This window comes from Marinobacterium sp. xm-g-48 (assembly GCF_013282925.1).
Taxonomy (GTDB): Bacteria; Pseudomonadota; Gammaproteobacteria; order Pseudomonadales; family Balneatricaceae; genus Marinobacterium_E.
Window position 1 is genome coordinate 1 of record NZ_WBYQ01000019.1, and the last position, 1,372, is coordinate 1,372.

2 protein-coding genes are annotated in these 1,372 nt (G+C 38.8%); one reads left to right on the forward strand and one right to left on the reverse strand.

The features are described from left to right. On the reverse strand, positions 1–235 hold a 235-nt coding region (locus XMG48_RS11920; RefSeq protein WP_173482298.1), incomplete at its 3' end, for a multidrug efflux SMR transporter. A 489-nt stretch (positions 236–724) separates the two neighbouring features. On the opposite strand from XMG48_RS11920, the gene XMG48_RS11925 reads away from it, so the two are divergent. Then, positions 725–1,294, forward strand: a complete 570-nt coding sequence (locus XMG48_RS11925; protein ID WP_173482299.1) for a hypothetical protein — start codon at positions 725–727, stop codon at positions 1,292–1,294. Positions 1,295–1,372: the final 78 nt, after the last annotated feature.

Consider the following 1,372-nt stretch of genomic DNA (forward strand, 5'->3'; position numbering starts at 1 on the left):
GCATAAACCATGCGACTAGAGTAACTAAAACTATGCCAAGCCCTGACCAAATTGCATATGCAATACCAACAGGGATTGATTTCAGAGTAAGTGAAAGTAAATAGAAAGCTGCGCCATAACCAATAATAACAAGCATAGATGGGGCGATTTTAGTAAAACCTTCACTCGACTTCAGACTAGATGTTGCAATTACTTCACAAATAATTGCAGCGGATAAAAACAACCAGTTTTTCAAGGTTTGCTCCAATGTATATATATTGCGATAGAGTAAACTAACCCTTTAATAATGTGCACTCTTGTTCTTTTGGAGAGACTGTGAGCACATGTACATCTAACATTTCAATTCTAAGACGGTTTGATTTGCCGTTTACTATATACCTATAAAGCATATGATTATTTATGTCCTCTTTTGGCACCTGGCAGACTAAGCAAATGGATGAACAGTCCGAGGATAATATCCCGCCTTGAGCGTCTGGCAGGTGAAATATTTATAGGTTTTGGCTTGAAGCGAGCCCCTTCGAGGTATTAGCAGAGACGGCAGCTTTGTGCCGTTAGACGTAGCCCCGCTTAGCGGTCAAACACGACCCAAAGCTGCCACTGACAATTCAAATGGGTTGCACCTGACGTACTTCGTATATAAGTGCGCAGCAAATAATACAGTTACTAGAAAAAACCTTTAATATCTTTATTTTACTATGCGGATGTATTCCTCAGAGGGAAAAGAATGTCGGAGATCAATTCTACTATTACAGAAGGTAAATCAATGCTGATAAGTTTTGCCGACTGGGAAAATCTTTCTACTGATGATCAGTGGTGTAAGCCTGTAGCGTTCAATTCGGCTGCTGATGAGATCAGCTATGTATTTGATCGATACGAGAATTATGGAGCATCACATGTTGAGTATCTGGTTAATCCTAAAAGGAAAACCTTTGAATATCTTCTGACCGACAGGCTTTATAGAGGGTTGATCGACGAAATGCCTATCAGGTTTTATGATTATAGCCTCCTGAGAAAAGATTATCTGGAAGCCGTGATGGAACGAGGACTAGATGAAAATATTTTCAGGCGGTACAAAGAGATAGAAGATCAGAAACTGGCGAAACTATTCAAATGGCTCTCCGATATTTATGAAATTGAAAATGACTGCTTTGAACTGATACAGACATTTTTCGAAAGATTTGAAACCTATGAATCGTATTTAAAATTTATAGAAGTAATGCAGAAAGATACTGCTACTCAGAAAACTGAAAACGAATCATATAAGGTGTTACTTGATCAACTTTCAAGCATCTAAGGCGATTCGGGGCTTGCCAATGTTTTAATTGGCTAGATTCTGATTTAATTCGCAGCTGTAAACGACTGCTATGTGCCG

Excerpts from the sequence above, each read along its gene's own strand:
- XMG48_RS11925 (WP_173482299.1), top strand. The coding sequence starts at position 725 with ATGTCGGAGATCAATTCTACTATTACAGAAGGTAAATCAATGCTGATA.